The sequence below is a fragment of the Methylomagnum ishizawai genome, assembly GCF_900155475.1.
Taxonomy (GTDB): domain Bacteria; phylum Pseudomonadota; class Gammaproteobacteria; order Methylococcales; family Methylococcaceae; genus Methylomagnum; species Methylomagnum ishizawai_A.
Genome location: NZ_FXAM01000001.1, coordinates 1,290,361 through 1,316,641, shown reverse-complemented (window position 1 = coordinate 1,316,641; position 26,281 = coordinate 1,290,361). Strand labels below are relative to the sequence as shown.

The 26,281-nt window shown below is 58.0% G+C and carries 31 protein-coding genes; 15 read left to right on the top strand and 16 right to left on the bottom strand.

Going from position 1 to position 26,281, the window contains the following annotated elements; genetic code table 11:
• Positions 1 to 397: 397 nt before the first annotated feature.
• From gpM to B9N93_RS05950, 4 genes are read right to left on the bottom strand one after another with little or no spacing between them, the layout of a single operon-like run.
• Positions 398 to 1,267 carry a phage terminase small subunit gene (gene gpM, locus B9N93_RS05965; protein ID WP_085211788.1) on the bottom strand — a complete coding sequence of 290 codons (870 nt, stop codon included), beginning with the start codon at positions 1,265 to 1,267 and terminating at the stop codon, positions 398 to 400.
• Positions 1,268 to 1,274: 7 nt separating this feature from the next.
• Positions 1,275 to 1,667, bottom strand: a complete 393-nt coding sequence (locus tag B9N93_RS05960; protein WP_085211786.1) for a hypothetical protein — start codon at positions 1,665 to 1,667, stop codon at positions 1,275 to 1,277.
• A 27-nt stretch (positions 1,668 to 1,694) separates the two neighbouring features.
• Positions 1,695 to 2,735 carry a P2 family phage major capsid protein gene (locus tag B9N93_RS05955; RefSeq protein WP_085211784.1) on the bottom strand — a complete coding sequence of 347 codons (1,041 nt, stop codon included), beginning with the start codon at positions 2,733 to 2,735 and terminating at the stop codon, positions 1,695 to 1,697.
• Positions 2,736 to 2,761: 26 nt separating this feature from the next.
• Positions 2,762 to 3,673, bottom strand: a complete 912-nt coding sequence (locus B9N93_RS05950; protein WP_176225149.1) for a GPO family capsid scaffolding protein — start codon at positions 3,671 to 3,673, stop codon at positions 2,762 to 2,764.
• 163 nt (positions 3,674 to 3,836) lie between these two features.
• On the opposite strand from B9N93_RS05950, the gene B9N93_RS05945 reads away from it, so the two are divergent.
• Genes B9N93_RS05945 through B9N93_RS05935 form a run of 3 tightly spaced genes read left to right on the top strand, consistent with a single transcriptional unit; the run spans position 3,837 to position 7,023 of the window.
• A complete protein-coding gene (locus tag B9N93_RS05945; RefSeq protein WP_085211780.1) occupies positions 3,837 to 5,648 on the top strand; it encodes a terminase large subunit domain-containing protein in 1,812 nt (603 codons plus the stop codon).
• An 8-nt stretch (positions 5,649 to 5,656) separates the two neighbouring features.
• The gene (locus B9N93_RS05940) at positions 5,657 to 6,715 is read left to right on the top strand and encodes a phage portal protein (protein ID WP_217807271.1); all 1,059 of its coding nucleotides are present in this window, start codon (positions 5,657 to 5,659) and stop codon (positions 6,713 to 6,715) included.
• Between the two features lie 56 nt (positions 6,716 to 6,771).
• Complete coding sequence (locus tag B9N93_RS05935) at positions 6,772 to 7,023, top strand: ogr/Delta-like zinc finger family protein (protein WP_085211778.1); 252 nt, start codon at positions 6,772 to 6,774, stop codon at positions 7,021 to 7,023.
• A 417-nt stretch (positions 7,024 to 7,440) separates the two neighbouring features.
• On the opposite strand, the gene B9N93_RS24515 is transcribed toward B9N93_RS05935, so the two are convergent.
• The 10 genes from B9N93_RS24515 to B9N93_RS05890 all read right to left on the bottom strand — a co-directional run bounded on the left by B9N93_RS24515 (position 7,441) and on the right by B9N93_RS05890 (position 13,741).
• A complete protein-coding gene (locus tag B9N93_RS24515) occupies positions 7,441 to 7,731 on the bottom strand; it encodes a hypothetical protein (protein WP_125468862.1) in 291 nt (96 codons plus the stop codon).
• 1 nt (position 7,732) lies between these two features.
• Positions 7,733 to 10,414: a toprim domain-containing protein gene (locus B9N93_RS05930; protein WP_085211776.1), complete on the bottom strand. Its 2,682-nt coding sequence runs from the start codon at positions 10,412 to 10,414 to the stop codon at positions 7,733 to 7,735.
• 357 nt (positions 10,415 to 10,771) lie between these two features.
• Positions 10,772 to 10,993 carry a hypothetical protein gene (locus B9N93_RS05925; protein WP_085211774.1) on the bottom strand — a complete coding sequence of 74 codons (222 nt, stop codon included), beginning with the start codon at positions 10,991 to 10,993 and terminating at the stop codon, positions 10,772 to 10,774.
• Positions 10,990 to 11,370 (bottom strand): hypothetical protein, encoded by a 381-nt coding sequence (locus B9N93_RS05920; RefSeq protein ID WP_085211772.1) that lies wholly within the window; start codon positions 11,368 to 11,370, stop codon positions 10,990 to 10,992. The genes B9N93_RS05925 and B9N93_RS05920 overlap by 4 nt, the downstream gene beginning before the upstream one ends.
• The gene (locus B9N93_RS05915; protein ID WP_085211770.1) at positions 11,370 to 11,666 is read right to left on the bottom strand and encodes a hypothetical protein; all 297 of its coding nucleotides are present in this window, start codon (positions 11,664 to 11,666) and stop codon (positions 11,370 to 11,372) included. The genes B9N93_RS05920 and B9N93_RS05915 overlap by 1 nt, the downstream gene beginning before the upstream one ends.
• Before the next feature lie 160 nt (positions 11,667 to 11,826).
• Positions 11,827 to 12,012 carry a hypothetical protein gene (locus B9N93_RS05910; RefSeq protein ID WP_085211768.1) on the bottom strand — a complete coding sequence of 62 codons (186 nt, stop codon included), beginning with the start codon at positions 12,010 to 12,012 and terminating at the stop codon, positions 11,827 to 11,829.
• A 152-nt stretch (positions 12,013 to 12,164) separates the two neighbouring features.
• On the bottom strand, positions 12,165 to 12,347 hold the full coding sequence (locus B9N93_RS05905; protein WP_085211766.1) for a hypothetical protein: 183 nt from the start codon (positions 12,345 to 12,347) through the stop codon (positions 12,165 to 12,167).
• A gap of 69 nt (positions 12,348 to 12,416) precedes the next feature.
• The gene (locus B9N93_RS05900; protein ID WP_176225148.1) at positions 12,417 to 13,001 is read right to left on the bottom strand and encodes a phage antirepressor N-terminal domain-containing protein; all 585 of its coding nucleotides are present in this window, start codon (positions 12,999 to 13,001) and stop codon (positions 12,417 to 12,419) included.
• Between the two features lie 53 nt (positions 13,002 to 13,054).
• Positions 13,055 to 13,447 (bottom strand): response regulator transcription factor, encoded by a 393-nt coding sequence (locus tag B9N93_RS05895; RefSeq protein WP_085211762.1) that lies wholly within the window; start codon positions 13,445 to 13,447, stop codon positions 13,055 to 13,057.
• A 57-nt stretch (positions 13,448 to 13,504) separates the two neighbouring features.
• Positions 13,505 to 13,741, bottom strand: coding sequence for a DNA-binding protein (locus B9N93_RS05890; protein ID WP_085211760.1), 237 nt, complete (start codon positions 13,739 to 13,741; stop codon positions 13,505 to 13,507).
• Positions 13,742 to 13,922: 181 nt separating this feature from the next.
• Between B9N93_RS05890 and B9N93_RS05885 the strand changes: the two genes are divergently transcribed.
• The 6 genes from B9N93_RS05885 to B9N93_RS05860 all read left to right on the top strand — a co-directional run bounded on the left by B9N93_RS05885 (position 13,923) and on the right by B9N93_RS05860 (position 19,030).
• Positions 13,923 to 14,327, top strand: coding sequence for a helix-turn-helix domain-containing protein (locus tag B9N93_RS05885; RefSeq protein ID WP_085211758.1), 405 nt, complete (start codon positions 13,923 to 13,925; stop codon positions 14,325 to 14,327).
• 151 nt (positions 14,328 to 14,478) lie between these two features.
• Positions 14,479 to 15,048 carry a thermonuclease family protein gene (locus B9N93_RS05880; RefSeq protein WP_176225147.1) on the top strand — a complete coding sequence of 190 codons (570 nt, stop codon included), beginning with the start codon at positions 14,479 to 14,481 and terminating at the stop codon, positions 15,046 to 15,048.
• 12 nt (positions 15,049 to 15,060) lie between these two features.
• Positions 15,061 to 15,543 carry a hypothetical protein gene (locus B9N93_RS05875; RefSeq protein ID WP_085211755.1) on the top strand — a complete coding sequence of 161 codons (483 nt, stop codon included), beginning with the start codon at positions 15,061 to 15,063 and terminating at the stop codon, positions 15,541 to 15,543.
• A 3-nt stretch (positions 15,544 to 15,546) separates the two neighbouring features.
• Positions 15,547 to 15,768 (top strand): hypothetical protein, encoded by a 222-nt coding sequence (locus B9N93_RS05870; protein ID WP_085211753.1) that lies wholly within the window; start codon positions 15,547 to 15,549, stop codon positions 15,766 to 15,768.
• A gap of 3 nt (positions 15,769 to 15,771) precedes the next feature.
• Positions 15,772 to 16,770 (top strand): phage integrase, encoded by a 999-nt coding sequence (locus tag B9N93_RS05865; protein ID WP_085211751.1) that lies wholly within the window; start codon positions 15,772 to 15,774, stop codon positions 16,768 to 16,770.
• Between the two features lie 718 nt (positions 16,771 to 17,488).
• Entirely contained in the window at positions 17,489 to 19,030 is a 1,542-nt protein-coding gene (locus B9N93_RS05860) for a site-specific integrase (RefSeq protein WP_085211749.1), read from the top strand.
• Between the two features lie 92 nt (positions 19,031 to 19,122).
• Here the strand turns inward: B9N93_RS05860 and B9N93_RS05855 are convergent.
• Together B9N93_RS05855 and B9N93_RS05850 are read right to left on the bottom strand one after the other, a co-directional pair.
• Positions 19,123 to 20,255 (bottom strand): IS3 family transposase gene (locus B9N93_RS05855; RefSeq protein WP_125468861.1). Its coding sequence is split into 2 segments (ribosomal slippage): positions 19,123 to 20,006 and positions 20,006 to 20,255, totalling 1,134 coding nucleotides; the frame shifts between segments, so codons are not numbered across the junction.
• A 161-nt stretch (positions 20,256 to 20,416) separates the two neighbouring features.
• Positions 20,417 to 21,049, bottom strand: coding sequence for an ankyrin repeat domain-containing protein (locus B9N93_RS05850; protein WP_085211747.1), 633 nt, complete (start codon positions 21,047 to 21,049; stop codon positions 20,417 to 20,419).
• 342 nt (positions 21,050 to 21,391) lie between these two features.
• Between B9N93_RS05850 and B9N93_RS05845 the strand changes: the two genes are divergently transcribed.
• The 6 genes from B9N93_RS05845 (at position 21,392) to B9N93_RS24500 (ending at position 26,091) form a co-directional block, all read left to right on the top strand.
• A complete protein-coding gene (locus B9N93_RS05845) occupies positions 21,392 to 22,399 on the top strand; it encodes a site-specific integrase (RefSeq protein WP_085211744.1) in 1,008 nt (335 codons plus the stop codon).
• A 19-nt stretch (positions 22,400 to 22,418) separates the two neighbouring features.
• Positions 22,419 to 23,668, top strand: a protein-coding gene (locus B9N93_RS05835) for an IS3 family transposase (RefSeq protein WP_254899342.1) whose coding sequence is annotated in 2 segments (ribosomal slippage) — positions 22,419 to 22,707 and positions 22,707 to 23,668 — 1,251 coding nt in all. Because the reading frame shifts where the segments join, the coding sequence is not laid out codon by codon here.
• Positions 23,669 to 23,758: 90 nt separating this feature from the next.
• Positions 23,759 to 24,433: an ATP-binding protein gene (locus B9N93_RS24510; protein ID WP_125468860.1), complete on the top strand. Its 675-nt coding sequence runs from the start codon at positions 23,759 to 23,761 to the stop codon at positions 24,431 to 24,433.
• Positions 24,408 to 24,731, top strand: coding sequence for an STAS-like domain-containing protein (locus B9N93_RS05825; RefSeq protein WP_085211737.1), 324 nt, complete (start codon positions 24,408 to 24,410; stop codon positions 24,729 to 24,731). Before B9N93_RS24510 ends, B9N93_RS05825 begins: the two co-directional genes overlap by 26 nt.
• Positions 24,724 to 25,170, top strand: a complete 447-nt coding sequence (locus B9N93_RS24505) for a hypothetical protein (protein WP_125468859.1) — start codon at positions 24,724 to 24,726, stop codon at positions 25,168 to 25,170. The genes B9N93_RS05825 and B9N93_RS24505 overlap by 8 nt, the downstream gene beginning before the upstream one ends.
• Before the next feature lie 585 nt (positions 25,171 to 25,755).
• The gene (locus tag B9N93_RS24500) at positions 25,756 to 26,091 is read left to right on the top strand and encodes a hypothetical protein (RefSeq protein ID WP_125468858.1); all 336 of its coding nucleotides are present in this window, start codon (positions 25,756 to 25,758) and stop codon (positions 26,089 to 26,091) included.
• Positions 26,092 to 26,281: the final 190 nt, after the last annotated feature.

Below are 26,281 nucleotides of genomic sequence, written 5' to 3'. Positions count from 1 at the left end.
CGCCTTCACCTCGCCCGCCCCGGCGGGGAGGAATCGTTGTTAATCGGATGAACATCCAGAAGATGAACCGGAATCACAGCCACAGGTACTCGATCCGCTATCGCCCGCCGATGATCCCGTGTCGCTATAGCCGCTGTAATGACTTGATGAGCAATGCCCGGCGTCGGTACTCGCGGAACTGTTAAGCAGCGCCTGATTTAATGGGTGAAGCGGGCTTGCCAAATAATCGTCATCGGCTCGCCGTGATTCGGCTGGATGAATCTTTGTGACACTGGTTTGTGCTGGTCTGGGTGGAGCTTTCGGTAATCTCGTCGGCTGCTTATTGGAGGAAGCCGCAGGCTTTTTAAAAAGCCATTTAATCCAGTCAAACATGGCTATATCCCAAATGATGTAATCGTTATGCGCTGGCTTGGTCCGCCAGTTTCTGCGCCTGCAAGCAGCGGGCATACAGCCCTTTGCAGCCATGGCCCTCGGGGTTTGCCTCCATGGCTCGCATACATGCGCTCGCGGCTTCGCCGAATAGTTGCAGCCGTTCCAGGTGCTTGGCCGCCATCACGTAGAGCTTGGAAATCACCGCCGGGTGTAGCGGCCACTTGTTCGCCTCGATGGCGAATAGCAACTGCGGCAGATACGGTGCCGCGTCTTGCCCGGCCTTCAGTTGTTCGGATGCCCAGTCATACAGGGCATCGCAGACGAAGGTCCGCATGTCCCGGTCGAACCGATTGGGCATGGGATGAATGCCCTGGGCGATCAGGCGGAACGCCAGCGACAGGGCCCGCCCGATATTGCCCACGTCGAACAGCCAGATCATCGCCTGCACCGCCACGCTGTTTGGGTAACGGTCGCCGTTGTCGATGTAGCCATCCACGAAGGGCATGATCTCGGGCAGGGCCGTCGCCGCCTTGTAGGCTTGCCGCTCGGTCAGGTCTTTCATCGGGGCCATGGCCGCGATATGGGCATCCACCGCCGCTTGATATTGCGCGATGTGGCCCAGGGCGACGGGCGATGCCTCGTCGGCGGCGATGGGTTCCGGCGCGGCCTCGGGCGGTGCGTTGCGCTGGGCATTCGCGGGCGGCAGGCGGTTCCGGCGGGTCGGGGCTTGTGCCGGCGGCATGGCCTCGTCCTGGGCTTTCTGTTCGCGCCGTTTGGCGGCGATCCGGGCCAAGGGGTTCAGGTGGGCCGGGGCCGGGACTTGCGCCTTCGGCTTGGCCTGGGCTTGCGCCTTCTGTTCGCGGCGCTTTGCCGCGATGCGGGATAGCGGGTTCATGGCTGGCCTATTGCGCGGTGAGTTCCAGGATCAGCGCCGTTTGGGCGTTGTCGCTGCCGTTGGTGTGCTTGACGCGCACCCACCGCGCCGTGGGCACCGCCGCCACCACCATATTGGCGGCGCTGGCCGGGCTGGACACGAGGCCGGTCAATGCCGCCGCCGGGCACGATACCCAAGTGGGCGACTCTTGATCGCCATCGTGGGCTTGCTCGATCAGCAGGGTTTCCCCGGTGCTGGCCAAGCCGCGCTTGACGGCGACAATCTTGGTGAAACTGTGAACAGCGCCCAGGTCGAGGATGTCCGTGGCCTTGACCGCGTTGACGGCGGATGCGCCGATGGCGTTGCGGATATGCTCGACCATGCTCCGCGCCCGGTGGCGGATGGCTTTGATGATGCTCATGTTTGCCTCTGCGCTGGGTAGGGGCGCTTATTCAAGCGGCTGGGTTTCTTCGATAGTGATGCCATCGACCAGGGCGAAGGCCCGGTAGTCGCCGATGGCGTAGCATTCGTTGTCGCTGTTCCAGTCGGCGTAGGCGTTGAGTTCCGGCTTGTCCTCGACCTTGCGGCGCATACTGGACGGCTGAAAGAGGCGCTGTAGGTTTTTCCATGTAGTGCAGCCCACCACGCCATCGGGCAGGAACGGCGGGGAATAGGCGGGCAGTCCACCGTAGGTTTTCACGATGATGCCGTTTTCCAGCAACTTGGATTTCTCAGTCGGCTTGCGCCCGTTCTGCTTGTAAAACTGCTGCTCTTCATGGTCGATCAGGTTTTGCGAAACAATCGCCACCAAGTTCGGGTCATTGCGGTACACCACATGCACTCGGCCTTTGGTCGTGGCCACGATGTAATCCAAGTTCGGGAACTCCTCCGAACCCAGCGCCACCTCGCCGCCCGAACCGTCCACGTAGTAGTCTTCGGCGGAATCGGAGTCGCGTGCCAATTCCAGCCAGCCCTTAGCCACGTCCTGGCCCTGCGGATAGGTGGTCATATCGGTGCTTGCGGCGTAGGACGTGCCGTTCCAGCCCACTCGCAAAATATCGTTGCCGATAGCGCGGCGGACCATCGCTGCCCACACATCCATGAAGTTGGGGAGGTGCGACCACGAGTCGATGACGGAATAACCGATCTTGATGTCCCGCTCCACCGGGTACATGTCATAGGTGTTTTTATCGAGGCTGTGGACGCTCTTCAGGGTGCGCTCAGTGCCCGGCGCGGCGGTATTGGTGCGGCTGGACACAAGGCCGGAATCGCCCATGTACAGCACGTCGCCTCGCATATCGGAGCGTGGCTGGTTGTCGATCAGGCCCAAGTACGGGGAGGCGTCTTGCGCCATCAGCAGGTGGATTTCCTGGGCGCGGGCGGGATCGACCGTGAACGCCTGGACGCCATCGGTCGCGCCATGGAACTGCCGCAACTGGGAACGGAACTCTTCGGCGCGTCTGCGCCCGGTATCGGAAAGGATGCCCATGTCGGTTTCCTAATTTTGGGATGGGATTACAGGAACGCCTTGGTGCTGCCGCCGCCGCCGGGATTGGTCGGGGGCGGGGTGGTGCCCGGCGCGGGCGCTCCCAGCGCGGCGGTGAATTGGGCGCTCAAGGCGGCAATGGCATCGGCCAGCGCCTTGTAATCGTTCTGCGCGGGGGCCGGTGCGGGCGCGGGAGCCGGGGCCGGATCGGCGGGTTTGACCAGCGCGGCCACCTGGGCGGATAGCTCGGTGAATTGCTGCTTCAGTGCGGTGAATTCCTCGGCAGTCGGGGCGGCAGCGGGGGCCGGGGCCGGGGCTGGCATGGGCGGATTAGCCGGGTTCAGCGCGGCGAACTGGGTTTGCAGGGCGGACAGTTGGGTTTGCAACTGCAAAAGGGCGGCTTTGTCGGCCATGTCATCGTCCTCAGGGGTTGGATTGGGCGGATTCCACAGCCGCCTGAAAAAGTTCGGCTTGGGCTGGATAGGGGGGGTGATGCCGAGGTCGCACGGGGTATTCAAGGCGAAAATGGCGGGATCGGTATCGGTGGAGAACCTGATTTCACTGGTGCGGGTAGCAGCCTCTTTGTCGGTGGGAGCGCAACCGATCAAATACCACTGCCCTTTCTTCGGGAAATCCGGGAGCAATTCCATGGATAAATTCAGGTACTGCCCCTTCTGGTTGGCATAAATATAGTTTTCATTGGGCGCGATAATGCCTTGCATAGTCACACTTCCATCTGAATTTTTCACCGCCCGGCAGGCTAGTATCTTCCCGAAGTTTGGCATGAATACCCGGTCATGATCGGGGAACATTTTGCCTGCGAAAAACTCGGGATCGTAGGTTTCAGCGGCGGAAATCACGGCTTCTGGCGGAATAGTCCTACCGTCGATAGTTGGCCCGCTTGATCCCAGGTTTTTCCAGTCGGTTTTGAGGTTCTGCATCGCCGCTCCGGCCTGCCTTGAAATCATTCGAGGCTATAGGCTAGGCAGTATTTCCCCACCCATCAAACCATTTCATTCCTGATAATTCCTAGATTTTCAATTTAGGAGCCGAATAGGAATTTTGCCGGTTCGCCCATGGCTTACGCGCCGCCACAATACCGGCATGGCAAAACCCTATTCCCCAGAAATCCGCGCCTCCGCAAAACGGCTATTCCTCCGTGGCTTTACCATGGAAGAAATCCGCGCCGAACTGCGCCTACCCAACGTGCGGCAGATTTACGACTGGCGGAAACAAGAGGGATGGGACGCGCTCGCGCCCACCTCGGGCGTGGAAGAGGTCGTATCGCGCCGGATTTGCGTGCTGGCGGACCGGGAGAACAAGAGCAAGACCGAACAGGCCGAACTCGATATGCTGTTGAAGCGGCTGGAAGCGCTGGCCGTGCCGCTCGCGAAGGCCCGTCGAATCGACCGCGCCCCGCTGGACGCGCCCTTGCCGGACGAGGGCGAAGCGGACGAAGCCGAGGCCAAGCCCAAGCGCCGCCAGAACGGCCAGGGCAAGCGGGAAAAGAAGGTCAAGAACGATGTGTCCGGGATCACTGCCGAGCAGCTCGCGGCGGTGCGGGAAAAGTTGTTCTTCAGCTATCAGCTTGAGTGGCACGCCCGCCGCTACGATCCCGAGACGCGCCGGACCCGGTTCATCCTGAAGAGCCGCCAGATCGGCGCAACCTACTACTTCGCCTGGGAGGCGTTCGAGAACGCCGTCTTGACCGGCGACAATCAGATTTTCCTGTCGAGTTCCCGCGATCAGGCCGAGGTGTTCAAGGCGTACATCATCGCCTTCGCGCAAGCCCACTTTGGCGTGGAACTCAAGGGCAGTCCGGCCATCACGCTATCCAATGGCGCGGAACTCCGGTTTGTCAGCACCAACGCCAGCACCGCCGCCAGCTATCACGGGCACCTCTATGTCGATGAGATTTTCTGGATTCCCAATTTCCGCAAGGTGTGGGATCAGGCGTCCGGTATGGCCTCGCACAAGAAATGGACGCGCACGCTGTTTTCGGTGCCTTCGGCTATCAGCCACCCGGCCTATGAGCTTTGGTCCGGCGAACACTTCAACAAGGCCAAGGCGAAAAAGGATCAAGCCGAGTTCGATATTTCCCATGCCGGGCTGAAAGCCGGGAAGAAAGGCGCGGATCGGTTCTGGCGGCAGATCGTCACCATTGAGGACGCGGCGGCGGCGGGCTGTGATTTGTTCGACCTGGAACAGTTGCAGGATGAGAACGGCGGCAGGGCGGGCGATGCCTTCCGCAACAAATATCTGTGCCACTTCATCGACGATAGCAAGAGCGCCTTCAACCTCGCGCTGTTGCTGGCGTGCGGGGTCGATCCGGGCGAGTGGAAGGATTTCAACCCCAAGGCGGCGCGGCCTTTCGGCAACCGGCCCGTGGCGATTGGCTACGATCCAAGCCGGACCGGCGACAACGCCAGCGTGGTGGTGCTGGCCGTGCCCTTGAAGCCCGCCGACCCCTGGCGGGTGCTGGAACGGATCGACATGCGCAAGGTGTCGTATGAGTCCCAGGCGCGGCGGATCAAGGAATTCCTGAAGCGCTACAACGTGGTTCACATCGGGGTGGACGTAAGCGGCGAAGGTCGAGGCGTGTGGCCGTATTTGCAGGATTTACCGCAGGCCATGCCCATGACGTACAACCTGAATTTCAAGGCCGACCTTGTGACCAAGGCGCTGGACGTGGTGCAGCCGCCGCCGCGCCTGCAATTCGACGCCAAGGACAAGGACATCACCGCGGCCTTTTTGATGATCCACACCACCACCACGCCCGGCACCAACCAAATCACCTACCACTCGGCGCGGACCAACGCCCTGGGCCATGCCGATGTGGCCTGGGCGATCATGCACGCGCTCATCTACGAACCCATCAACGCCGCCGGGAACAGCACCCGCGTGGCCTTCAGTTGAGGCCCACCATGTCCGAAACCCTGGAACCCCGAACCGGCGAGCTTGTGGCCCGCGACGATGGCGGCGGAATGCCGGTCGTCTTTTCGTTCGGCGACCCCGAACCCGTGCTGAAATCGCGCGTCCCCGATTATCTGGGCGTGTTCGCGGATAGCACGTTCGGCTACTGGATTCCGCCGATCTTCCTGGAAGGGCTGGCCCGTAGCCTGGACGCGAACGCCCACCACGGCCCCATCGTCTACTTCAAGCGCAACATGCTGGCGCAATGGTTCCAACCCTCGCCCATGCTCGGCTATGCCGATTTCCGCAAGGCGGCGCTGGATTGGCATACGTTCGGGATGGCTTATTTCCGGGTGGTGCGCAACGTGTTCGGACAGGTGTTGCGCCTGGAACGCCGTCCGGCGCTGTATATGCGGGTGGGAGTGGAGCCGGGGCGGTTTTTCGAGTTGCGGACCGATCCGCTTTACTGGCGACAGCCGGTCGAATACCAGCCGGGGGAGATTATCCAGATCAAGGAAGACGATCCGGTGCAGGATATTTACGGCAAGCCGGAATGGTATGGCGGGTTGCAGTCGGTATTCCTACGGGAGGATATGATCCTGTTCCGCCGGAAGTATTACCGCAACGGGGCGCACATGGGCTATGTGTTCGTCACCCACGATGCCGGGATCAACGATGAAACGGCGGCGATGATCGAAGAGAAGATCAAAGGCGCGAAGGGGCCGGGGAACTTCAGGAACCTCTACATCAACATCGGGCGGTCCAGCAACTCGAAAGAGCCGGTGAAGGTCATCCCCATCGGGGATATCGCCACCAAAGACGATCTCATGTCGATCAGCAGCATTACCCGGTCGGACGCGCTCGCCATGCACCGGATGCAGCCGGGGATCGCGGGCGTCATGCCCGAGAACATGACCGGGTTCGGCGACCTGGAAAAAGTGATGCGGGTCTACTGCCAGCTTGAGGTTCCGCCGATGCAGCAGCCGTTCCTGGCGCTGAACGATATTTTGCCGCCCGCCGGTCGGATCAGGTTCGATCCGCCGGTTTGGACTGGCGCGGTGGCGGGTTAATCCCCGTGCGCCGGGTCCGCTATAATCGCTTCAAATCCAAGCACTTGAGGCGATACATGCGTATTGTTTGCCCCCATTGTGGCGGTAAGGCCGTCATCACCAGCCGCCAAACCCACACGCCCACCGCCGCCGACCTGTATTGCCAGTGCCGGAATACGATGGGGTGCGGGGCGTCGTTCGTGTACACCTTGGCGCTGAAGCATGTGATTAACCCGCCGGTAGCGATCACCGCGCAACTGGCAATGGCCGTCATCAAGGCGCTACCGGCGGGGGAGCGGGCTAAGTTGGGGGATTTATGGGGGGATTGATCGGCTTGGTCCATTATCTGGACCAAAATGAGATTTTCCGCATTCGTCGCAATAAAAAACTCCACAATGAAAACACTTATACATGCGCCAAGCTGGCATTTTCGTTTCACAGCCCCCGCATTTTATAGGTTCCCCTTTTATTGCTGATAATCCTTGTATTCCAATAATCCTGCGTTTTTCGCTTTTATGCGCTTCACTGTACATAAAGCCTCCTCACAAAATATCCCACACTGCCGCCAGCAACATACCCAGCATCCCACAAGGACCGTAAGTGCGATTAGCGAAGCGTAATCGCACGGTTTTAATTCCTCCGATTACGCTACGCTAATCGGAGTTACGCGGGCTCGCCATACTTGCCGGATAGCCAGCCGTTGACCCAGGGGTCTAGTTCATCGGTGATCGTGATCATGGTTTCACCTAAGCCGCCTGGTTGAATAAATCAAGCTGTGGCGATTCAACAACATCTTCTTTCCCAGGCAGAATAAACCAAACTGGCTTTTGGATATTCTCATGCTTAGGCAGGATGTCCGATATTTCCGCCGCATTTTCCTTTATTGCGCCAATAAGATCATCCCATCGCGGATATCTAAAAACGGCAGGATTTAAAACCCATATATCAATATCTATTTTCCCCCATCTATCAGGACCACTAGCCTCTATCATCACACCAACAAATGATGCCCAAATGATTACATCATGTGCAGCCATATCACTTCCCTCCCGACTTAGAAAATACCCAACACCGCAACGTGGTCCCGGTAATCCGGGAATTGACGTGCTTATTCTCCATGAACTTATAACGCTTGGAGTCCGGGAACAGCGCCCGCAAATCCTTCTCCCGGAACGCCTCAATCCCCGCCTTGCTGCACGCGGCCTGGAACGATTCGATATTCACCGCGATCTCGGTATCGGGGTTCCGGCTGTGGTTCTGCCAGCCCTCCAACTCAACAGGCTGGCCCATCGCATCCTTGCCCGCGCTCCGGTCCAGGAGCTCGAACACGTTCCAGAACCGTTCGATCACCTCGTGATCCGAACTGAGCGCGTTCTGGCGGTCGATGGCGAGTTGGTACAGGACGCCGTGGACGCGAGTCACGTCCTCTTCCGAGAGCGGCAACAGCAAGGCGAGACATTCCACCAGGGCCATCAGATAAGCGTGGTTGGTCGCGATGCGGACCATAGACACGCCGCCCGCCCCGAGTATCCATTTCTCGTGCGCCCGCACCTTGCTGTTGAACAGGTCCAGGATTTCCTTTTCCCGGCACACCGCCGCCCGCAGGAACCCGGACAGCCGTTCCACCGCCATCAGGTTCAACCGCTCGGAGGCGTCGCGGCCCGCCGGGGTGTGGTCGCGCTTGTCGAACTTCACTTGCACCAGGCGGGACAGGAATGCCTCGCTGGCGTTGATCGGGGTGTTCTGGCTCATGGCGAGCGCCCCCCGGAACGGCGGGTTCCGCGTGGTGGTGCCCTGGTTCTTGACGCCGGACACGCGCCCGATTTGCCCATCGAACAAGGTCAAAAGCTCTTCCCAGTTCATCACCCGGACGTGGGGCCGGTCGTCGTAGTGGTTGGCTTCGATCAGCACCACGGGCAGGTTGGACACCTGGGCGAACTCGCGGGACCGCCCGATCATGGTGGAGAGGTTGGGATTGAACCCCTCATGATTGTTCCGCCCGCACAGCTTCCACAGGAATTCCAGCATCCGGGATTTACCGGAGCCGGGTTCGCCGCACATTTCGAAAAAGGGATAGCTCTCGTGCCGTTCGCGGATTTGTTCGGCGAACAGCGAACCCAACCACCACGCCAGCCCCACGAGGCCACGCTGGCCGAACGCGGCGCGGTAGTCGGCGAACCATGACAAGTCGATCTCGGTGGACAGCTTGATCCCGATGGTCGATGTGGTTTTCATGCCGCCAGCCTTGCCGAGTTCGAAATAGTCGTCTGGATTCTTGGGGATGAGCTTTCCGGCCAGGATGGCGAAATCGTGGTAGAGGTACGCCCCGGACGCGCGGTCGTAGCCGATGTAGTCGATGGATTTGATGGTGGTGTGGCGGCGCAAGAACCAGCCCCGGTAGAGCGTGTCCAGGTGGTCGGATGTGCCGGTCCATTGGGCACCGGGAGCCACCGACAGCAGGCGTTTTTTAAAGTCGGACGCGCTGGCGAACACGTTGCCGGGTAGGCCCACGTTCTGCGCCGGGGTGCCGTTCGGGTAGCGGATGCGCAGGAAATTCAAGCTTTCTTCGGTTTCCTCGGCCACCTCGACATAGCGGAATTCCATCGCCACCGTGGCGATTTCCTTGATGTTGCCCGAGGCTTCGAGGGCGTAGCGCTTCTGCGCCTCTTCGTCCCCGGCCATGGTGGGGATGTCCACCGCCTCGGCCAGCGCCTTGGTGTACTTGTCGGCATCCAACTTGAAGGCGTGGGTGCGGTTGCCGAACTCGAAAATGAAGCTGTTCAGCCCCTTATGCCCGAAAATCACCCGCGCCTTATCCTCGCGGGTCTCGGCGGTGAGCAGCGAACCGTAGTAGCGGAAGTTCTTCCAGGCACTGGGTTCCTCAAGCCTGCCTTGCTGGTACAGATCGTTCCAATCCACCTTGGCCTCGCCTTCGGATGGCAGGACACAGCCGGTTTTCTGGCCCATGTCCTTCAGGCGGGCGATGTGCTTCAAGGTGGACTTGCGCCCGGCGGGATCGGGGTCGAGGGCCAGAATCCAGGTGATACCCAGGTCGCGATGATCGGCGATGAAATGTTCGGGGAAGTTGGCGCAGGACATGAGGGCGATGGCTTTCTTTCCGGCGGCACGCAGGGCCAGGGCGTCGAATATCCCCTCGGCCATGTACAGCTTGTCGCCCTGGGCCAGTTCCAGGCCGGGCGGTGCCCAGGCCAGCCCCTTGTATTTGCCGCCGAAATTTTCACCGCGGGTTTCGGGTTCCTCGCCGGGGGCTTGGATGCGGACGGGTTCGATCAGCTTTTCCCAGTACACGCCCTCGGCCAGGGCGAAGCGCACGGTGGCGGTGCCTTTATCACCGTGGGGATTCCAATAGGTGCCCTGGGTGTACATGCCCTCAAGCGGGGCCGGATCGAATCCACGGTGATATTGCAGGTAGGCGCGGGCGGTGGCGAGCGGGTCCGCCGGGGTGGCGGGATAGCGTTTGTTGAATTCGGTGAAGAGTTCCGGGAACAGCGCTTTCGCGCCGGACTCCCAGCCGCATTTGGACAGGCGGGCGCATTGGATGTGGAAGGGTTTTTCGGCCCAGGTCCAAAGCTCCTTCTTGCCGCAGGCGGGACAAACGCCCTTGCGGAGGTGGGTGCCCTCTTCCTTGAACTGGAATTCCCGGATCAGCCGGGCGGCGATCTCGGGGGCTAGGTCGATACGGGTGTGTTGTGTGCGCATGGCGGTGTCTTGGCGTGCGGGGTCCGCGCCCGGCGCTGGGCCGGGCGGGAACCTGGGGTGTGGGATTCAGGCTGAGCGGCGGGGCGGGGTGCCCGTCAAAAGGACACATCCAACCACTGGCCGCACATCTCGCAGCGTTCGGCGGAATCCTCGGGCCGGGCCGGGGAACTGAAACCGTGGCATCCGGGGCAAAATGAAGTCGCTGGACGCCAGCCGCGCCTTATCGGCCCCAATTCAACATAATGACCATTAGCGCAACATGTAAAAACAATCGACTGCGCATCTGCCATTTCCACTTCACATACCGGACACTTCCAGCCGCCAATTTCCTGCCCTGGATATGCGTTTTCAATCACATCACGGTCTGCCATGGCTCGTTCCCCCGCTGATTTGGGTGAAGTAATCGGCCAGCGCCGCGAGTTCGGCGTGGGCGGTGGCGAGTTGGCGGGGCTGGCCGTGAGCCACGCGCCGGGCGATTTGGGCCAGCATCTGGGGCAGGATGGGAAGCACTTGCTCCAAGGGCATCGGCGGGCGCGGCACGGGCTGTGGCGTGGGGAAACGGTGGATCGTGGCGCTCATGACACCACCTCGACCAGCACGTTCACGGCGGTTTGCAGGTCCAGCGCGGCCAGCTTCAAATCGGGGGAAAGCGGGCCTTCGCGGAACAGGATTTGCACCACCTCGGCGGTGCGGTCGGCGGTGATGTTCGCCAGCTTGCGGGCGTGGGCGTCGTGGCGCTCCAGGTCGCCGCGCTTGGCGGTGGCTTGGTGCTTGAGGTTCAGCCGCCGGGCGCGGGCGTCCAGCGCTTCCTGGTACAGCGGGGCGTGGGGCGGGAGGGTGCCCGCCGCGTCGCAGATTTCACAGGGCTGGGCACCGATGCCGGTCCGGTCCTGGGTCGGCACGTAGCCGTCGCCGCCGCAGTTGGGGCAGGTTTTTTCTTGGGCGAGGGCGTCCATCAGAATTCCCCCGCTTCGTTGTCCCAGCAAGCGGCCTCTTCGGTTTCGCGCTCGGCTTCGTCGGGGTCTTGGATGATTTCCAAATCGTGGTTCACCCAGACGGATTCTTCATTGCCGATGGCGTAGCGGGCGAAAGCACCATGATTTTCCAGCCAAATCCCGTAGGAAATGACCAACTGATAGGCGTCCTCGTTTCGGTCCGCCGCGATGAGGTCCGCGACTAGCGCGGAAAACGGAAGTTGCGGGGGGATGGCGGGCGGATTCTGCCCCTGGGTGACATTCGGTATCGTGGACATTATGATGCTCCTGTTCGGTATCGGCCTGGGATGGATTCAGCATCCCCGGCGGACGGAATGGGCGGCGGCTTTCCTTCCCCTGGAAGCCCCGCCCTTTTTGTTTCGGCATCCCGCCTGGTCTACTGTTTGCGCTGTTTGGCTTGGCGTCCTGCGCTTCGCTTCATCCTTGCCGCTCATGCCCGGAGAGCCGGGCAATCTCTTTCCGCGCATCGGCCAGTTCCAGCCGGGTGCGCCTCAAGTCGTTTTGCAGGGCGTCGTTCTGCGCCCGCACCTTGTTGGTTTCCACCGCGTTGATCCTGAGCGCTTCCCGTAGCAGGGCGATGGTTTTATGGGGATCGTCGCTCATGGTCCGGTTCCTGGTGTGTTGGAAGGGCCGCGCCGCCGCCGGGAGAGAGCTACCGGCGGCGGTGGGTCCAAGTGCCGGAAGTTTGCCCGCGTCGAGGCGACACCCTCCGGTTATCCTCCCGAGATTCCGCCGGGAGCAGCGGGGTTGATCGGTCAGCGGGTGGCTGGAACCACGGTGCCCACGCGCCGGACGAAGCCCATCAAGGTTTCGCCCGTGATGCGGCGGGCATCGTTGGGGATGCTATAGGTCAGGGTGCCAGGATCGCCCTTCCTGCCGATGGTGATTCGGCTATAGGGCGGGCGGTTGGCGGTGTTGGCTTGTTCGGTGGTTTGCATTACAGTTCTCCGGTCTTTGTGTGGGTATTCGCGGCCCGAGGGTGTTCCGACCTCCGGGCCGCTTTCGTTTCAGGCGTCCAGTTCTTCCTGGTACGGGACGCCCAGGTCTGCGGCGAGTCCCTTCATCAAGCCACCCAAAACGCGCCGGTCGGCTTGGTCCTGGGTGTTGCGCTTCTCCTTCGCCACGGCCAGCAGATCGCGGACCTTGCGGGAGCGGGCCGACGCCTCGCGCTGGGCCTGGGTGGCGAACATCCCGCTTCGCATTTCATAGGCATGGATCAGGTCGTCCCATTCCTCTTGTTTCCGCTCCAGGAAGTCGGCCCCGACTTCGTTGCCAACAGCCCTTACCTTCTCTGGATTGATGGTGTTCAAGTAGGCCGCTACCCGGTCCAACCGGATGCACGTCATTTCACGGCCTTGACCACCACCCACCATAAGGTGGGTGCAGGTTCCCAATCTGCGGGAGATTCCGTTGTTGACCTTGATGCGTTGTTTTTCCCAATCCAGGCCGAAAACATCGGAAATAGGCTTCAAGGGAACGATGTCCCGCCCGTGTTCGTCCTTGGCTATGGGCAGGATGACCCCGGCGAATTCCAGGGAAAGACGGACCCGGCCAGAATCCTGAACCGGAGTTTGGGTGGCGCTTGCGCTCATGGTTTGCCTCGCTGGGCTGTGGTTGAAGGGGCGAACGGGGGCGCGGCCCATATTCACGCCGCCCTCCCCGCCCCGGCCCGCACCCAGGTCTGAGCCACCCGCGCGCCCGCTCGATGATGCCGCGCCGCCCTGGGTCTGAGCGCGTCGTTATCCAGCGCCTGCCAGCCCATCGCCAGCGCGAACAGCACGCCCGCCGCCCGGCGCGATACCCGCACCATCCCCTCGGCCACCGCGATCAAGGCCACCTGCACCGGGCTATGCGCCCCCAGCTTGAACCGCACATGCTCCAGGTGGGTGGACACCGTTTTCGGTGTGCAGCCCAGGCGGCGGGCGATACCCTTCACGGGCCGGCCCTCGCACAGCAGGCGGACCACTTCCGCCTCGCGGGGGGTACAGGGGCCGGGGTCGATCAGTTCGGCCAGCAGGGCATGGGGGAGGCTGTCCATCGGTGATTTTTCCTAGGGTGGGTGTCCGATTTTGGGATGGTGGGGGGGCGGCCTACGCTATGCCGGGTCTTGAACGTCCGGCGGCGGCGGCAGCTTCAGGCCGAGGGCGACGGCGGCGCGGTGGGATTTGCCGAATGTGCCCGCCGCCCGACCGCTCAAAAGGTCGTAGACGGCTTGCGTATCCAGGCCGGTTTCCCGGCAGAACTGGGGGACCGACTTCCCTTGTCGGCGCAGCCAATCCCTGGCTTGTTGGCGGGTGCGTGCCGCCTTGATCGCGTTCTTTTTCTGGGTCATGGGGGAGCTTCCGGGCTGTGGTAAACTCCCAAGAAAACACAGAACTTTCCAATACCTAGGCAACCATCCCCACGCCGTTACCGTGGGTTCCTACGTATTGTGTTTTGTGGATTCCTGGAAAATCTTGTGTTGATTTATTGTGGTCTAAAAAAATCGACCATGCAAGAGAAGGTCTAAAAAAATGTTCTTTGCCGATGGTTGGCACGCACGGCTACGCGAGGAACGGGAGCGACTGGGGCACTCCCAGCCCATTTTTGGCGGGTTCGGCGGGGTCAAAAAACAGACGCAAATAGCGTATGAACAGGGGAAAAGTTCCCCGGATATCGAATATTTGCAGGCTATCGAGAAGGTCGGAGCGGATATCTTCTACATCCTGACCGGGGCCAGGATGCAGCCCCAAACGCCAGCGCCCGCCCCGCCTCCACCCACGGAAGAAGAGTACTCACAGCAGGAAAAGGTGATTGTCGCGAAACTGCGGATGCTCGACCCCGAAGAGAGGGACGAAATCGAAGACCTTGTCGAAAAAGTTGAACAAGCCAAGACGGCCAGGGTGAAAGTCATCCGGCGTTTCCGCAAGGCGAGTTAAGGGACTACACACGATTATGTGAACCGGGTCACACGTTTTTGAACGTGAATATTCACCTTGACAAAAGGGGAAAGCCATGCGGGGGATTTATAGCGCCGCGCTATTGATCGCGATGAGCGGCCCATGCGCCGCCGATTGGACGGGAAAGGTTGTGGGGGTTCATGACGGGGATACCCTCACCGTCATGCAAAACGGCAAGGGAACCAAGGTGCGCCTAGTGGAAATCGACGCGCCCGAATCCGACCAGGACTACGGGCAGCGCTCGAAGCAAAGCTTGTCCGATATCTGCTTTGGCACGGATGCGACTGTGCGGGACCAAGGCAAGGATCACTATGGAAGGACGCTGGGCCGGGTGGCCTGCAATGGCGTGGACGCCAACCTCAAACAGGCCGAACAGGGTATGGCCTGGTTCTATGTCCAGTACGGCCACGATCCAGCCATCAAGGCGGCGGAAGAAAAAGCCCGCGCAGACGGCGCGGGGCTGTGGGCCAAGGCGAACCCTACACCGCCCTGGGAATACCGCCACGGCAGCCAGAAGAAACCCAAGACCAACACCGCCAACGCCGGAGGAACCGGCGGCGGTGGGACGTGCGGATCAAAAAGCGCCTGCGGGCAAATGACCAGTTGCGCCGAAGCCCGACATTATCTGAACGATTGCGGCCTATCGAAATTGGACCGGGATCATGATGGGGTTCCGTGCGAATCCATCTGCGGACATTGAAAGAGGGGGCACATGGACATTAACCCAATCCGCTGGGGATGGTTGGCCGGGCTGGCCTTGATGGCGGCGGGATGCGGGGAAGCCGAGCCGCTGGACGTGGACCATGTGCTATCGGTAACAGATTTCCCATTCACCTTGTCCGGGCGTCCGGCGGTCACAGTCCACCTGGGCGGCGATCAGGACAACCACCTGTCGATCACCTTGCGGCGCGAGGATATCCGGGCTGGGTTCGAGGCATGCCTCCATTGCGATGTCACGGGGCCGGTGGCGGTCGATGCTGATTGGCGTGGGACGCACTTCGTCCATGGTGCGCCCCTGGGCACCTCGTACTTCGTGGCGATCGAGGCCATTGACCCGGCAACGAAAAAAGCCACCTTGCGGGTGGCGGTTGACTTGAGCGCGGCGGACCAATCCCGGCACATCATGATGGACGCCCGCCGATTCGAGGTTTCCGGCACCGACTTCGACCACCTGACACAGCCACCCAAGAGGTAAACCATGCCCACTCCATTGATTCCCCCCTTTGAATCCACCGACGAAACCACTTTCCACGACACGCTGTTGCTGTTCGCCCGCAATATCGAAGACGCCTTGATCGACGCCGGGGCCGTGCCGGGCGAGGACTACACCCGGCTGGACCTGTTCCGGCTGGCCCAGCCCTACGTGCTGGAACGCTGGCAGTCCGGGGAGTTGCGGTATACCAAGGGCTGGAAAAGCTAGCCCGTGGCGATCAAGGCGCTGGCCGATGGGCGCTACGAAGCCGACATCGATCGCAAGGGCATCAAGCGTGTGCGGAAGAAATTCCCCACCCGCGTTCAGGCCGAGGCATTCGAGCGGGATTATCTGGCCCAACACCTGCCCAAGGCCGGGGCCGATGAAGACCGGCGCAAGCTTTCGGAGTTGATCGGCCTGTGGGACCAATACCACGGCATCAACCTCGCCGACCACGACAAACGGCGGCGGTGCCTGGACGCGATTTGCGCCGCCCTGGGCAACCCCATCGCGGCCTGCTTGACCGCCGAGGACTGGGTGAAATTCCGCTACCGCCGGACTGTCACCGATCCACCGGAACAGCGGATCACGGCCAAGACCTTCAACAATCACCAGGGCTATCTGGCGGCGGTGTTCCACAAGCTCCGCAAGTTGAAGGTCATCGCCTACGAATGCCCGCTGGTCGAGGTCGAGGCCATCAAGATTCAAGAGCGCCAGCTTTCCTACTTGAGTAAGGATGAAATCGGGACGTTGATGGACACCATTAGCAGCGGGTGCCTGAATGAATCGACGTGGTGGGTGGCGCAGATTTGCATCCGCACCGGGGCGCGGTGGGGCGAAGCCGAGGGACTGAAGCGGAAGCATCTGCACAACGGGCGGGTGACTTTCGAGTTCACCAAGTCGAAGAAAACCCGGACGGTGCCGCTCGACCCGGTGTTCTTCAAGCAACTCGTGGACTACGCCGGGGGCCGGTCGCCCGAGGCCCGGCTGTTCACTGGCTGTATCGGCGCGTTCCGCCGGGCGGTGGTACGGGCCGGGCTGGAACTCCCGAGCGGGCAATGTAGCCACATCCTGCGGCATTCCTTCGCCTCCCATTTCATGATGGGCGGCGGGAACCTGTTGACCTTGCAGAAGATTTTGGGGCACAGCGATATCAAGATGACCATGCGCTACGCCCACCTCGCCCCCGAACATCTGGCCGACGCCATCCGCCTAAACCCCCTCGCCTAGCGCTCATCCTGTCGTGGCCTAGGGAACCCCGTTAATCGTGCAACACGGCCCCGGAAAAGCGGGGTTTTCACCTTTAAAATCATAGACTTACGTCATCGTCGGTTAGTGCAATATTAGTGTAATATCGTGCAACCTGGGTTTTCGGCGCATCCGGCCTAAGCTGTTGATCCGTAATGGCTTTAGAGCGGGTTTTGCGCCGCCTTGGTAGTGCAATATTGCCGACACCTCGCCGTGCGATATTTGTTGCACGATATTACACTGATATTGCATTTAACACTTTCTGCAACCTGCTGAATCTGAAAGGGAAAATCACGCTTTTTAGATTATGTTGCACGGTTAACGGGGTTCCCTAGGCCAGGAAGGTTTTGGCGATCCTCCGTGTGTGGGTGTGTGCGTGCGCGGGTTTCCCCTCGAATCCATGCGTGAGCGTCCTTTCTCGCTTCCATTCTTCCCTTCCCCGCTCTGCTCCCCGCGCCCGAGTGGAGGTCGCCTGCCTCCACTTTCTCCGGTTTACCGCCGCTCTGCGTATCTTTACTTATCCAAACCGTTGATTATGCTGGGCTTGTTTTTCTGGGCTCCCGGCGGTATAGGGTTCAATTCCCGCCACCTCCACCAACATCTTGTTTTTGAAGCGGTTTTCAGCCAAAAGTGCTGGGTGAGACGATAAGGTGGGACGATCCGGTGAGCCGGTCGCCCCGCCTCCCAGCCCGAGGCACCCATGAAAACCGCCCTCAATATCTCCCGTAACCGGCACGGAATTTATTACGTCCGGCTCTTCATTCCCAAAGAGTTTCGTCTACATTTTCAGCACAAGCGCGAAATCAAGCGCTCACTCCGCACCGACAGCAAGCGCGCAGCTATAAAAATGGCGCGGGCCTACCGGGCGGTGCTCGACCAATTTGTAGCTGAACTGCAAAACATGAAATTCCCCTTCCCCGATCCGAAAGACATCCTTCGCGTTACCCAAATTTCAGGCCTATTTACCCTGCCTAACGGCGCCAGATTTCAGGGCCAAATTTCGGTGGACCACTCTGACCACCCGAATGCGCCAGAGGAAGAGCGTAAATCCGTACAAGCCGCAATAGAAGCTTTGGGGTTGCCCGCCCTCGCGACCAGCCCAACGACGCCGCTGATCCCGGTCGCCAGTTCTGTCCGGCTTGCCTCGGTTATCGACGAATTTGTGCAACACAAACTCGGAAATGGATGGACCGAAGGTGAGCATGCTCATGAACAAGGCAAACAACGACTGGGGCTGCTTCTAGAAATCGTTGGGGATAAGCCTTGCTCTGAAATCACCAATCAAGATGCGATTCATGTTTGGGAAACTTTGCCCAAAATACCCACCAATCCCAATAAGGGCAGCCTGGCTAAACTGGCGACGTTGTCGGAAAAAATAGCCGAGGCCAAACGTGCCAAATTGCCGGTTTGGGAAAAGCGTAACCAAGCAGTGCATTGGGAATTATTTGTTTCCCTAATCAAGTTTGCTAAAAAGAAAAAGTATATTCTCGAAGATATTATTGAAGATCTAACAATCAAGGTCTCCAAAAAGGAAAGCAAGGCGAATTCTTATAAACCTTTTTCAGATGCGGATCTTGATAAACTGATCCATGGTCACGTCTTTCTTCCTGAAAAGGCATCCCGCACGGCCAACCACGATTATCATTTTTGGCTTCCACTATTGGCGATGTATACCGGTGCCAGGCTCAATGAACTCTGCCAGTTGCTCGTTGAAGATATAAAAAAGACTCCTGACGGAATTTGGTACATAGATATTACCGATGAGGAACAGGAAGATAAGCAGGAGAAAAAGAGCGTCAAATCCGAGGCGGGTCGCCGTAAAGTGCCCATCCATTCAAAATTGATAGAACTGGGATTCCTTGAGTTTATCAGCGGCAAATCAGGTCAAATTTTCTCGACCGGACTTAGCTATGCTGCAAAAGGGAAATGGGGCAAAAATGCCAGTCGTTGGTTTAACGGGGACTCCGCATGCAAGGGATACAAGCAGAATTGTGGATTCACTGCCAATTCTGGAAAAGTTTTCCATTCTTTTCGAAAGTCTTTCGCCTCCAAGCTTATCAACTATATTCCGGTCGAGCGTTTAGCTCAGATGATAGGCCATGAGCAGGAATACAAGACAACCTTCATTTATATAGATGAAATTCAAATAAAAACGCTAAAGGATGACATCGAGAAGCTAAGATATGAAATCGACCTCTCGCATATAAGCTACGAGAGCTTTGTGGCTAAAGCCAAAAAATAATTCACGCCATCAGAAGTTTTCTTGGCGATCACAGAGGTGGCCCCGATTGTTTGAACAAGATTTAAGCCGGGATAAGTGGATACCCTGCTGGGTTAAGCGGCCTTGGGAAGGGCCGGTCGGGGTTTAAAGTAGACCTCATCCGGGGTTTGGCTGTCCAGGCTCGAATGGGGCCGCCGGGTATTGTAGAAATCCAGGTACCGACCGATGGATTCGCGGGCTTCCCGGACCGAGTCGTAGGCTTTGAGGTAAACCTCCTCGTACTTCACCGTCCGCCAGAGGCGTTCGACGAAGACGTTGTCGCGCCAGGAACCCTTGCCGTCCATGCTGATGCGGATGTTCCGGCCCGTCAGCACCTCGATGAACTCCCCGCTGGTGAACTGGGAACCTTGGTCGGTGTGGACGATATCCGGCGGGCCGTAGCGGCGCAGCGCCTCCTCCAGGGCCTCGACGCAGAAGCCCGCGTCCATGGCGACCGATACCCGATGGGCCAGGGCCTTGCGGCTGGCCCAGTCGAGGACCACGCACAGGTAGACGAAGCCCCGTGCCATCGGGATGTAGGTGATGTCCAAGGCCCAGACCGCGTTGGGCCGGTCGATGGTCAGGCCGCGTAGCAGATAGGGATAGATCTTGTGGGCCGGATGCCTCTGGGTGGTTTTGGGACGCCGGTACAGGGCTTCGATGCCCATGCGGGCCATCAGCGTGGCCACATGGCGGCGTCCGACCCGGAAGCCTTCCCGGTTCAGGGTGTCGCGCAGCAGCCGGGCGCCCATGAACGGGTGTTCCAGGTGCAACGCGTCGATCCGCCGCATCAGCGCGAGGTCCGACTCCGGCACCGGCTTGGGCGCGTAGTAGGCGCCGCCCCGGCTGATGCCCAGCAATTCCGCCTGTCGGGTCAGGGAAACATCGTGGTCCCGGTCGATCATCGCTTTGCGCTCAGCTTTCCGGCCTTGCTGAGCGCGCCGGATAAAAAATCGATCTCCAGCGCCTGTTGGCCGATCTTGGCGTGCAGGGCTTTGAGGTCCACGGCGGGTTCGCTTTTGTCGTTCTCGCCACCGAACACGCTGGCGGCCCGTTCCAGAAGTTGGCTCCGCCACTCACCGATCTGGGTCGGATGGATATCGAATTCCTGCGCCAACTCGGCCAGGGTCTTTTCGCCCCGCAGGGCCGCCAGGACCACTTTGGCCTTGAAACTCGCTGAATGGTTGCGGCGTGGTCGTTTGCTCATCGTATGCTCCAGTCCATCGGCGTTGCCCACGCCGTCAGGGAGCAGTTTATCCACTTAGCCGACTGTTCAGATTTCCGAGACCACCTCTCACCTCTCGGTGGTCGCCTTGTTTACTGCCCACCGTAAGAATGATATTTTCGCTGCCGAGCGAATAATCCCGCTTAGATATTCAGCCCGGCCCACTCCCCAAAGTCACCGTGCTTAAAGTAATCCGCCAAACTGGCCTCAAACGCGCGCTTTTCTAAAAGGGATTGCAACACGCGCCGGACCGGATATGGCGCAAGATCAAGCGACGATTCTTCCTCTCCGGTAAGGGCCTGTGGGTTAGCTCCGGCCTCCAGCAAGGTGACGATCATCGTTACGTCGCCAATGCTGGCTGCCTCATGCAGCGGAGTCCAGCCGCCCCCATCTTTTGCTTCAAGGTCGGCGCCTGCCGCAATTAACATCCGAACGACTTCCAGATGACCATTCCAAACCGCAGTCGCCAGCGGTGTTTCCCCATCCCCATCCCTGGCATTCGGGTCCGCTCCAGCAGTCAGTAACAGTGCCACCAATTGAGTATTGCCATGGAGCGTGGCTCGATGGAGCGGGGTTTGTCCGGTATTGCAGCGGGAATCAACCGGATAGCCGTTTTTCAGCAGGTACCGAATAGCCCAAATGTCCTGTTTCGATAAATACCAATGAATGGCTTCCCCACGCTTTACTTCTCTTGTCGGTCTGCCGGGAATCGTGATCACCTCCGTGCAAGGCGATTTCCGGCGATCGGCATGGCGGCGGACGGGCTGATTCGGCATTTTATTTCGGCACTTTCCGGTCAGGATTCGATCAAGATTTCTTGGCGGTATTCGGATTCATCGAAGCTGGCTTCACCAAAGCGCGGTTTGATGCTTTTTAACTCATTATACCGCTTGTACCCAAAGTAACTTTCAAAACTCAAGTTCGCCTTTTAATTTCTTGGAACTCATGCGATGCCTCCGAATGGTGTGATTATTTTTTCATGGTTGCCCGCATTTCAGAGATTTTTTAGGAAGGCTCTCAAGGGTGGCCTGATATAATTTTGTTATCCAAATGTATTATTGACTATCGAATAATATGTACTGCGGGGACCAAGCCGGTTTTGAGGAGCACAGAGCGCCATGAGGAATGCCAGTAAAGTTGATTCCGATAAACTCTTGGGGCAGGCAAGGTTTTATCTTTCAAAACACCCGGTGAGGCAAGTCTCGGAAAACACCCTGGCCCAATATTTTCGTGACTTCGCCAGGATTACAAAATCCGGTTCCATACGATTAGTAATTGAAGCGCTCTGCGATACCCGGAGAGTCAGCACCTACTACAAACGCAAATATGCGTTGCTGGCCATTTTGTCCTTGCGAATCGATAGTTTGATGACCACACTTGAAGCCCCTGTTGAGGGAATTTTATCGCCGGAACAGCTGGTCTGGCTGGATGGTTGGCTAAGGTTGGCAAAGGCAATCTCCGCGCTGGGCAATAAGTGCCCGATACCCACCGAGCGGAGGCTGCCGAGGCGATCCAAGCGCCGTGCGCTGTCCGGCTTACCCGCGGATTGGCGGGAAAAGCTAATCGACAAGATGGCGAATTCAAAACACCACCTCGCGGCCTTGGTTGCAGCGGTATCCGGATGTCGGCCCGTCGAAATGGTCGCCGGAATATCAGTCGAAATCGACGGTAACGTTATGCGCTTAACGATTAACGGGGCAAAACTGGGGGTTCATTCTGGGCAACCGGTCCGGGTGATCGAATATGTCTTGCCCGCTGAACAATGCCTGGTCTCCAATTTAGCGGGGTTGATTCTGAAAGCGGGAGGCTATCGTATGATGTCTATCGATAATGCCAACGCTTTTTCTGCCTCGGTTTCTTATTATGGTCGGCGAGCTTTTCCAGGACGGCAGCAGGCGATCACACCATATTGCTTCCGCCATGCTTTCGCGAGCGATCTCAAGCGTTACCATCGGGGCTTTGGGGATGCACTGAGCCAAGCACTCGGCCATAGAGCGGACAGGACGCGATCCTGCTATGGCCAGGCGCAAATTGCTAAGGCGGGGGGTTTGGTGCCTTCCAGTGTTCGAGCCACGCACGCAGTCCGCCACGCTATAGTGGACCCCGTTTTCCGGACAGTCATTTAAGATGGTGGGGGTCGAGGAAATGGAGTCTGTTGTGAGCGAGAAGAAACGCAAGGTTTTCAATGGCGAATTCAAGGCGAAAGTAGCCTTGGAAGCGATCCGCGGGGTCAATACGGTCAACGAGATCGCCCAGGAGTTCGGGGTGCATCCGACCCAAGTCGGGCTTTGGAAGAAGGAATTGCAGGAGCAGGCTGGGAGCCTGTTCGAGGCCAAGCGCGGCCCCAAGCCGGTGGACCCATCGGCGAGTCCCGAGCGGCTTTACTCCGAGATCGGGCGCTTGAAGATGGAATTGGACTGGCTGAAAAAAAAGTCCGGGATCGGCCCCTAGGGGAGCGCCGGGACTGGATCGACAAAGGGGGACCGTTAGCGCCGGGCCGCCAATGCGCGCTGGCGGGCGTCTCCCGCTCGTTCCTCTACGCGCCCCGCCGCGCGGCGGAACCGGATCGGGAGGAACTGGAACTGTTGGCGCTGATCGACGCCGAATACACGCGGCATCCGTTCTACGGCAGCCGCAAGATGACGGCCTACCTGCGCGGCCTGGGCCACCGGGTCAACCGCAAGCGGGTCCAAAGGCTGATGCGGAAGTTGGGGCTCGCGGGCATGGCGCCGGGGCCGAACACCAGTCGGCCGCATCCCCGGCACAAGGTTTATCCCTATCTGCTGCGCGGGTTGGAAATCGACCATCCGAACCAGGTTTGGAGCACGGATATCACTTACGTGCGCCTTCCTCACGGGTTCGTCTACCTGGTGGCGGTGATCGATTGGTATTCGCGCAAGGTGCTGGCTTGGCGGGTCTCGAACACGCTGGACGGCGGGTTCTGCGTTGACTGCCTGGAGCAGGCGATCCGGGCCTACGGCACCCCCGGGATTTTCAACAGCGACCAGGGCTGCCAGTTCACCTCGGAAGCCTTCACCGGGGCGCTCAAGGCCCACGGCGTCGCCATCAGCATGGACGGGCGCGGGCGGGCCCTGGACAACATCTTCGTCGAGCGCCTATGGCGGAGCGTCAAGCACGAGGACGTGTATCTCAGGGGCTATGGGAGCCTGCCGGAGTTGCTGGTCGGGCTGACGAATTACTTCGGGTTCTACAACGCCGAGAGAAGCCACCAGTCGCTGGGCTACCGCACGCCGGACGAGGTCTACCGGACCGCCGTCGGTGGCGGTGCCAGAATCGTGGACAAATTCGGCGGGAAGAAGGCCGCTCCCAGCAAATCCGCCGAGGCCGAACCGGGGCAGCGCCGTTCCGCTGCAAGTGATCCGCTACCCTCTTAAATCCAATTCGGATGTGTCTTGACCGGGGGTCCACTTAACCCCGGCAACGAGACGGTTGCCCAAGTGCTTCAGCATTTAGGATTTTTGAGTATGCTGAATTGCAAATCTCAAGTTGCGCCTGATCGCTCTGATGTCCTAAGTTGGCGGGCAGCATACGGTGAGAATACTGATGCGCGGGAGGTAGGAAAAATCCTCGAGAGCCAGAGCAAATTACCCAAATGGCAATCCAAGAAACTATATCGAGGGGTGTCTGAAGCAATGACCAATGTTTCACAGCATGCCTATCTCGATTCCGGAAGAGATGGCTTGGATTTTGCTAATGAGAAAGGGTGGTGGATGTTTTGTCGAGAAGATGACGAGCATATTTTCGTTGCGTTCTGCGATCTGGGCATTGGAATTCCAGAAACACTCCCGAGAACCCAAGATCAGAGCTTGCTCAACGCGTTGCTCGAAAAGCTTTTTGGCGTAGGAAAATTGACGGATGGCGCATTGATTAAAGCTGCCATTGAAATTAAACGTAGCCGGACCCAGAAACGACATCGCGGTAAAGGATTATTGGATATGCTGAAAGCCATCGAGATGATACAGGGTGGCCGACTTTCAATACTAAGCAACCGTGGCGGCTACACCTATATATTGAATAACTCGGGGCGTGAGGAAGTTAAAACATTTAAGCGTTCCATACTAGGCACGCTTATCCTTTGGACAATTCCGCTGCAAAAACCTGCGGAGAGCAATTATGACCAATCAGAGCAATATCATTGATATAGGACGTGACTTCTCCCGATATCCGGCAGGTCGTTTTATAAGCGATGGCCCATATTGTGGTGAAATTTTTCGAGATAAGTTCCTCGTTCCTGTCTTAGATATGCAGGGTAAGACAACGATTGAGCTTGATAATACAGCTGGCTATGGATCCTCATTTTTGGAGGAGGCATTTGGCGGTCTCGTTCGGCTCGGATTCACAGTAAGGCAAGTCAGAGATGCGTTTAATCTCCACTCCGAGGACAATAGCTTAATAGAGGAAATTCAGGAATACATTGAGGATGCTGGACATGAATGAGTTTGCGTGGATCCAGTCAATTCCTTGGTTACTGGTAGTTCTTGGGTGGTACCTTGTAAATCGACAGAATAATAGTCGTGAAAAAAGAAAAGAACTCAGAGCATTGCTTGATCAAACTCAGAAGTTATTAGATGAAATAGAAATTCAGGCTGTTGAATATCATACTGTTGAGGCAACAGTTCAGCGGGCATTTTTTCTTAAAAGGGCTTTAGGGCTAAAATTACACCAAAAATTTGAAATTCTATCGAAGCGTTCGCTAGAACTGAGATTGTGCAAGAAATACCACATAGAGCTAAGAAAAGCGATAACTCTGAGCAACTTTGATTCTGCTAAATATGAAAAAAAGGAGCTATCTGATCAAATAATCAAAGATATTTGGCTTGCTAAAGACAGGCTAAGCCATGAGCTAGAAACTTGTTTTGTTAAAGAATACGACTAGGGAGCGAAACGTCTACTGGCTAGGTCGTTCGGGATAGGAACATAGGAGGCGTTGTAAACTCAATACCTAGCAGGATACACTTTTTAAGAAAGAAATGGCCCGCAGCATGCGGGTTTTTTATTGCCTAGCGAAAATCCGTTTAATATTTCACCTTGACAGCGATCAATTATTTTTTAGATTGACAAAACACCTAGGGTTAACTGGCAAACCAAAAATTTTTTGGTTTTCATGGATTTTGTAAGGAAAAAATATTTTTTGTGAAACAATAAAGAGTGCAGAAGAGCAGCCGTCTTCTGGACAAAGTGAACTTGATTTTCACAGGAATTATTAATGGAAATTGTCATAAGGTCAAAACCTCCCAAGCGTAAACGGCAATCGCCGGTACAATCGGGCGGTTCGAGGTGCGCATATATTAATTATGATGGAGTTATATGTTCTAGCGAAAACGCCAGAGGATACCGAGCTTATGAAAGTTGTGGGCTTCTTATTAATGGCGATTCTTTCCGAGTACACCGATATCCTCATCGAAAGACGCTGGCAGAGTTTCTACGGTATCCAGCAACCGGCGACAACGACATATGGACTGTGGAAGAGTTTGACGATGAGCGGCGGGCTATCTGGGATGATGCACCAGATGCGCAAGTCGCGGTATGGGCGCATAAGATACTCTTGCAGCGGATTCAGGCAGAGCATGCGAAACCTTGGACTACGCAAGAGCTCATCAAGAGAATTCGTGAAGATCAAGCAAATGGCAAATTATTCGCGGATTATGAACGAGAAACTATATTGGACGCCTACCGCATTGACCGGCGTGATACGGTCGAAGTGGATTGGTCGCATGTTTCCAAGGCCGCGATATTGCCGGAAAAAACCAGGGACTGGTGCTTGCTAGTCCCTGCAAAGTTCAGCTTATGCCAGTAATCGTTAAGCGCCACCCCTAGGCAATTGCAAGAGGTGGCAGTGCGCTATGACGCCACCTATAAACATCAGCTTTTGGCCTTAAATAAAAATTCGATTGCCATGTATGCATAGTCAATCATCAATGCGGAAGATAATAACCAAAAATACCACGCGGCCGCTGCAAGCCATGGATATTCCACTATGCAAGCAA